Here is a 6,101-nt window from a genome sequence, read left to right as displayed (position 1 = left end):
CCGACCTACACCCTCATCTGGGAAGAGCCGTCAAAGTTCGGTAGATGGTCGGCACTGATCGCGTCCAGGATAAGGATGTCAGTCAGACGACCGCCTCGACGAACAGGTCAGCGGCGAGCTGTGGCGCCGGGCGGACAGTCGAACCAATCCGCTCACCGCGTGCCGCCTGGAGGAGGGAGTGGCCATCGTTCGCCTTTACGACGCGGACGATGCAGCCGAACTCTTGGCACAATTCGAGAGCTTTTCGATCCATGATCAAAAGGCCCATATCGAGGGCATCCTGAGCGGTCAGTTCCTCAAGAAAGCGGGCAGGCGGAGATCCGGGCCGCTGAATGTTCGGGTCGGAAGTGTAGACGCCACTGACGTTATGCTTCGACACAATGATTAGGGGGGCTCCCAAGTCTCGAGCTAGGAGGGGCGCCGCTACGTCGGAAGAAACCCCCGAGACACCGGTGCCGCCGCCGACAACGACGATGTCCGTTGTTGCAGCCAAGTCATCCTTTTTCCACGGCTGCCCCAAGGGGGCCGCGACCCCCGGGAGTGCAATGAGGCGCACTGGCAAGCCTCGGCGCTGCAGCGCATAGACCAACCCCTGTGCGTTCAAGGCAGTCGCGAGCATGCCCAAGTTGTCGCGCTGCTCGGGCAGCAGGTCGTCGAACTCCCCCGAGTTGACTGTTTCACTTCCACGGTAGATGTTCCCTCCGCCCACCACGACTCCGACGCGGTGGCCAAGCCGTTGGATCGTCTCCAACTGCGCGGCGATCTGTTGGAACGCAGCCGTACGGATAGGACGATCGGCCCCTAGGGCAGCCCCGCTGAGTTTGACAACGATCGCCGGCTTCATCGCGCGACACCCTCCTTGGGCTCGAGCCACAAATCGCTGGCCGCCTGCCATATCGTGCTCCAGATCTTCCGTTTCCCGTCCAGCAGCGCCTCCGCCAAGTCGTCGCGCTGGTACATCCCAGTGACGGCTCGCCGGCCGCCAGTTCCGGAGAGCTCGTACAAGCGGTATCCGTCATTTGTGAGGTGGTCGAACCTGCCTTGGCCGTGAACGATTAGCGCGGGAGAATCGACCAGGCTCTCCGTGGTCAGACACTGCAAACCGGTCTCCAAGTCGGTCGAACCTTGGTACGGGCGGCGACGTTCCCAGCCACCCTCGAGCCCGTCAAGCAAATCTCGGACAGCACCCCCCTCGGGCACAATGAGGCCGCCGTCGAGGTCCCACAGGTCCTGAATCGAAACTGATGCGGTGTGCGGGAAGAGATTCCGGTGGGCGAGCACCTTGAATGGCTGCGGCTCCTCGATAACAACGACGCTGGTCGGCCCACCGGCATAGACGTCGACTTTGCTGACCTCACCCGGAGTCAATTGCCCAATGTCAATGCACGCCGAGTACAACGCGTGATGGCGCGGGCCGCGTGGCTTACCTGCCTGGACCGGCTCGCTACCTGGCTGCAGATCGGTGGATCGGTAAGGCGATGCGTGCAGTTGGATATCGGCGTCCATACGGGCAACCTGCTTCTTCAGGGCCGGCAGATACTTGATGCACTCGTTGGTGACGGGAACCCATGCCTCACGGTGCTTTGTGGAGGTGCCGCGGAGGAGGTCAGCGAAGTGCACTCGGGCCTCGATTAGCTCGTCTGCCACTGCCTCGCCAGCCGGAGTTAGCTCGTAGTGCCGGCCCACCAGAACCAGCAGTTTCCCGTCGGTAGTCATCGCCCTGTACGTCGCGTCGAGTTGAGTCAGGGCCGTCGCGACGCTCCTCTTGTCCAAGCCTCCCGACAGCTTTCCGACTTTCTCGAACGAAGCTGCATCCCCGAGCTCCCTCATTACACGGAGGAGGTCCCAAGAGCGAGGGGGAACAGTCGCCAGAAACGTCGTGACGGCATCATGTGACGGGCGCGCAGCCCGCGTCTTTTTGGCGGCCATGTCATTCACCTGCCTTGAACACACCACGGACGGCCGATAGCGCCTTGATGAGCCGCACCGATCGGGACGGCGAGAGAACCGCGAGGCCTAGAGTCGCGAGGATCACGTCCCCGATCACTACAGGGATGACCGCGCCGTCAGGGAACATACCGAGGCCGGCCATGCCCACCACGAGAGCCAAAACCGACAGCGCGAGAAACAAGACCACCAGGTAGGCCACTCGGGTGGGTGCGTCCCAAGGGTCCGCGACCCGGGTCGGCTCGACGTCCGGATCCAAGGTGTGCAGCTCGTAGCTTGCGACGGGGGTCTCGTCCGCGACCCGGCGCGCCTTCTTGCCCATAAGGAGACTCTAGTGCGACAGTACGGACTAAAGATGCCTGTATGTGGGCAAATATTCCCCCTTTAGGCGCCGAAATAATGACGTTCATTGGTGATTAGGGCGCTACACAGTCTCTCTTCTCGTATGGTTCGGGGTATGACAACCACTACGGGCGCAGGTACACCTCCTGAGGTCGACGACCGCGAGCCCACCACCGTGAGTGGAAAAATCTCGACCTCATTCAGCGGCAGTGCCCTCCAGAAGGTCATGCATGGCGCGGACCTCACAGGCTTGCCCCCTCAGTCGTTCGTGAGGGATGCCGTCCGGCTCGCAGTCGAGGTGGCCGAGTTCCGGCAGCGGGGCTACAAGGTCTTCGTCCGCGACGAACGTGGCATTGAGTATGTCTTGCCGCTCCGATTCTGAACTCTCATTCCGCCGATACCCCCGTCCTGCCGTGGCATCCCATCGTTGGCCATCTCCCAGGGCCGGTCGTGGTCAGGGCCGTACGGCAGAACCTGCTCCGGGCGCCATCGAGGCTGCGGTGGACGCGTTGACCGCGATCACCACTTGGACGAAAGGCCGCAGCTCGTCGAGCCCTGGTCGGCTCGCGAGGGAGGACCCGCGCTCTTGCGTCATCGGGAACGACGACCTCGCGCGCCGCCCCCAGGCCATCGTTTGAAAACACACCTCGTCGCCTCGGCGCAGACCCCCCCTTTTCCGAGGTGCAGCAATGTCAGCGTGCACTGGCCTTGGCCACCCATAGGAGTTGCGCTCGATGCTGCTCATCCATCCCAGACGGCGCCAGAGGCTGACGACAAATCTCGCCTGTCGGGCGGGGTCTGGGAGCGCGTCTACCGGACCGGCGCTGGACAAATCGCGGCGGACCAATTACGGGGTGCCCCCTTGACGACCGTGTTTCACGTAATGGAGCCACTCCCGCAGTTCATACACTGCCGAGAAGTTGCACGAGAAGTTGCACGCCAGCCCTCTCCCCCTGCTGACCTGCCCTTATGTCTCTGTCTGAAAATCGGAAGGTCGACGGTTCGACCCCGTCCCTGGCCACCACGACCACCTGAGTCCTTCTCCCGTTGCGTCATCCAGGCCCCCATCCTTGGTCCCCGCCCATCCCATCCTTGGTCGCGTACCCCGGCCGGGAAGGTGTGGCAGGGTCAGGACATGGAGAAGACGTCGCTCACCGCCCTGGCCCGGCAGCAGCTCAAGATTGCCCAGCAGGCGTCCAGCGGGCGTGGGGCGGACACCGTCTACGGCGGCAACGAACATGTCCTGCGCCAGACGGTGATCGCGCTGGCGGCGGGTCGCCGCCTCGACGAGCACGAGAACCCGGGTGAGGCCACCGTGCACGTGCTGCTCGGTCGGGTGCGGCTCGTGTCAGGCGACCAGTCCTGGGAGGGCTCTCCCGGCGACCTGCTCGTCGTGCCTCCCGCCCGGCACGGCCTCGAGGCACTGGAGGACTCGGCGGTCCTCCTCACGGTGGCCAAGCACCGCTGAGGTCCACGGACCCGCGCGCCGCGCGCACCGAGCGCGCCGTGCTCGCGGCGGGCACGAACCACGGCGGCACCCGGCGCAGCAGGTCAGGGTTGCCGCTGCCCCGCACGGAGCCGTCGTCGAAGGCCTCGGACCAGCTCCTCCTCCCCCTCGCGATCGCGAGCAGCGCAGGCAGGGAGGAGTCGAGGTACACGTAGCGACTGCCGTCCAGCAACGGGTCGGTCAGGCACCCGTACGCCTGCCCCTGCTGCAGCACGAGCCAGTACCTCCGGTCGAACCGATGGTGCAGCCTCACCTCCAGGACCACGGGCCGCTCGGGGGCCCGGTCGAGATCCGCGCGCTGCGCCAGCCAGGCGAGCAGGACGTCGGGTCGCGGTCCAGCAGGTCGGGATCGTCCGGCAGCCACGTGTCCGCCCAGTCTCGAAGCGTGGCGAGCGTGGGCATCAGACCCTGCCCGACCTCGGTGAGACGGTATGCCGCATGCGCGGCGCCGTCGTCGGCGTGCGACACCAGACCCAGGCTCTCCAGACGACGCAGCCGATCGGCGAGCACCGAGCGCGAGATCCGGCCCGGCAGCGCGAGCGCCAGAGCGTTGAAACCCTGCGGTCCGAAGACCCCCAGCTCCCGCACGATGAGCAGGCTCCATCGGTCACCGAGGTGCTCGATGGCCTTGGTGAACGAGCAGTATCCGGCGACCTCGCTCGAGCCCACGCCCTCAGTGTCCCACCGGGCGCGGCCCTGACCGGTGCGAGATTCGAACTAGTCGGGAGTGGGAGGACGGGCGGATCGTTCCGGGGGGACGAGCCCGACGAAGGAGTGGCCATGACGGAACAGCTGAGCGGACCGCGGGTCCGCAGTCACCCGAGCGCCCTGCACGAACGGTACGTCCGGATGGTCCGTGCCGCCGGCGCCGAGGGCCGCTTCATCAGGGCCGGGTCGGCGCGGGTCCACGTCATCGAAGCCGGGGACGGGCCGGTCACCGTCCACCTCCACGCCAACAACACGTCGTCCCTCTCGCACCTCATGCTGCTCGAGCACCTGACGGCAGTGCGCTCGGTCCTCGTCGACCGACCGGGCTTCGGACTCAGTGAGCCGGTCGACGTCCCACGTGCGTCCTTCCGGGACACTGCCGTGCGGTTCGTCGACGAGGTCCTGGACAGCCTTCGGGTCGACTCGGCGGTGCTGGTCGGCGCCTCGGGCGGGGGGAGCTGGGCGGTCTGGTATGCCCTGGCCCGTCCCGAGCGGGTGCGCGGACTCGTCCTGCTCGGTTCGGTGCCGCTCATGCCCGGCAGCCGCATCCCCGTGCCGATCCGGCTGTTGGCCACGCCGGTGGTGGGTACCCTCCTCAGCCGAACCGTGAGACCGAACCGGCGGATGGTGTCGCGCCTGATGTCGTCGATGGGCGAGGGCGAGACGATTCGGCGGCATCCCGACCTGCTCGACTCCCTCGTCGACGCGGCACGGGACCCGCTCGCGGTCGCGGCGAACGGCGCAGAGTTCCGTGCCCTCCTCTCGCCGATCGGCCCGCGACCGGCAGCCCGCATCCGAGCGGACGACCTGCGCCGACTGGCCGTCCCCACCCTGATGGTCGGTGGCACCCACGACCCGGTCCTGCCGGTGACGCAGGCCAGAGCCGTGGCGGCGTTGATCCCGGACGCTCGCCTCGAGCTGCTGCCGGCCGGACACGTGCCCCAACTCGGGAACCCCCAGCGGGTGGCGGCACTCGTCGAGCGCTTCACCCTGTCCGTCGCACACCCCACCGACCGTGACGTCGTCGCCCGGCTCGACGACCGCCTCCTGAGGAAGGAGACCCATGGCTGACCCGAAGCACGTGCTCGTCGTGGGCGGTGGGATCGCGGGGCTTGCCACGGCGCGGGCGCTGACCCGGCGCGGCGCCGACGTCGACGTGGTCGAGAAGGTCGCCGGTCGTTCGCACCCGGGCGCGGGGGTCTACCTGCCGGCCAATGCCGTCCGGGCCCTCGGTGCGCTGCAGGTCCGGGACGCCGTCCTCGACCTGGCCCGCCCCATCACCCGGCAGCGGTTCCTGGACCGGCGCGGGCGCGTGCTGCTCGAGGTCGACCTTCGATCGGTCTGGGTGTCTGTCGGGCCGTGCGTCGCCATCAGCCACCGTGACCTCCACGAGGTGCTGGCCGACGGGATCCCCGTGCGGATGGGGACCACGGTCACAGAACTCGCTCCCCGGGGCCCCCGGGTCCACGCGGTCCTCCACGACGGTTCGGCCCGTGACCACGACCTGGTGGTCGGCGCCGACGGCGTCCGTTCCTGGGTGAGGGACGCCGCCTTCGGAGGGGGAGAGCCACGGTTCCTGCGCCAGGTGAGCTGGCGC

8 protein-coding genes and 1 pseudogene are annotated in these 6,101 nt (G+C 67.1%); 4 read left to right on the top strand and 5 right to left on the bottom strand.

Annotated elements, in window-relative coordinates:
• Window positions 1-82: 82 nt before the first annotated feature.
• From N801_RS14105 to N801_RS14095, 3 genes are read right to left on the bottom strand one after another with little or no spacing between them, the layout of a single operon-like run.
• A complete protein-coding gene (locus tag N801_RS14105; protein WP_035939046.1) occupies window positions 83-844 on the bottom strand; it encodes an amino acid kinase family protein in 762 nt (253 codons plus the stop codon).
• Window positions 841-1,929 (bottom strand): hypothetical protein, encoded by a 1,089-nt coding sequence (locus N801_RS14100; protein ID WP_035939044.1) that lies wholly within the window; start codon window positions 1,927-1,929, stop codon window positions 841-843. The genes N801_RS14105 and N801_RS14100 overlap by 4 nt, the downstream gene beginning before the upstream one ends.
• 1 nt (window position 1,930) lies before the next feature.
• Entirely contained in the window at window positions 1,931-2,269 is a 339-nt protein-coding gene (locus tag N801_RS14095) for a hypothetical protein (RefSeq protein WP_035939041.1), read from the bottom strand.
• A gap of 135 nt (window positions 2,270-2,404) precedes the next feature.
• On the opposite strand from N801_RS14095, the gene N801_RS20780 reads away from it, so the two are divergent.
• Together N801_RS20780 and N801_RS14090 are read left to right on the top strand one after the other, a co-directional pair.
• Complete coding sequence (locus tag N801_RS20780) at window positions 2,405-2,671, top strand: hypothetical protein (RefSeq protein WP_156996782.1); 267 nt, start codon at window positions 2,405-2,407, stop codon at window positions 2,669-2,671.
• A gap of 753 nt (window positions 2,672-3,424) precedes the next feature.
• Window positions 3,425-3,757, top strand: coding sequence for a cupin domain-containing protein (locus N801_RS14090; RefSeq protein WP_035939038.1), 333 nt, complete (start codon window positions 3,425-3,427; stop codon window positions 3,755-3,757).
• Here the strand turns inward: N801_RS14090 and N801_RS19860 are convergent.
• Window positions 3,735-4,049 carry a hypothetical protein gene (locus N801_RS19860; protein WP_156996781.1) on the bottom strand — a complete coding sequence of 105 codons (315 nt, stop codon included), beginning with the start codon at window positions 4,047-4,049 and terminating at the stop codon, window positions 3,735-3,737. The two genes, N801_RS14090 and N801_RS19860, sit on opposite strands and share 23 nt — an antisense overlap.
• On the bottom strand, window positions 4,046-4,465 hold the full coding sequence (locus tag N801_RS14085) for a winged helix-turn-helix transcriptional regulator (RefSeq protein WP_052113056.1): 420 nt from the start codon (window positions 4,463-4,465) through the stop codon (window positions 4,046-4,048). The genes N801_RS19860 and N801_RS14085 overlap by 4 nt, the downstream gene beginning before the upstream one ends.
• A gap of 111 nt (window positions 4,466-4,576) precedes the next feature.
• Here N801_RS14085 and N801_RS14080 point away from each other — a divergent pair, with 111 nt between their 5' ends.
• Complete coding sequence (locus N801_RS14080; protein ID WP_052113054.1) at window positions 4,577-5,575, top strand: alpha/beta fold hydrolase; 999 nt, start codon at window positions 4,577-4,579, stop codon at window positions 5,573-5,575.
• A pseudogene (locus N801_RS21900) lies at window positions 5,568-6,044 on the top strand (FAD-dependent oxidoreductase); the annotation flags it as partial. The gene N801_RS14080 and the pseudogene N801_RS21900, both read left to right, overlap by 8 nt.
• Window positions 6,045-6,101: the final 57 nt, after the last annotated feature.

It is taken from the genome of Knoellia aerolata DSM 18566 (assembly GCF_000768695.1).
Lineage (GTDB): Bacteria > Actinomycetota > Actinomycetes > Actinomycetales > Dermatophilaceae > Knoellia > Knoellia aerolata.
This window is presented reverse-complemented; position numbering and strand designations above follow the sequence as displayed.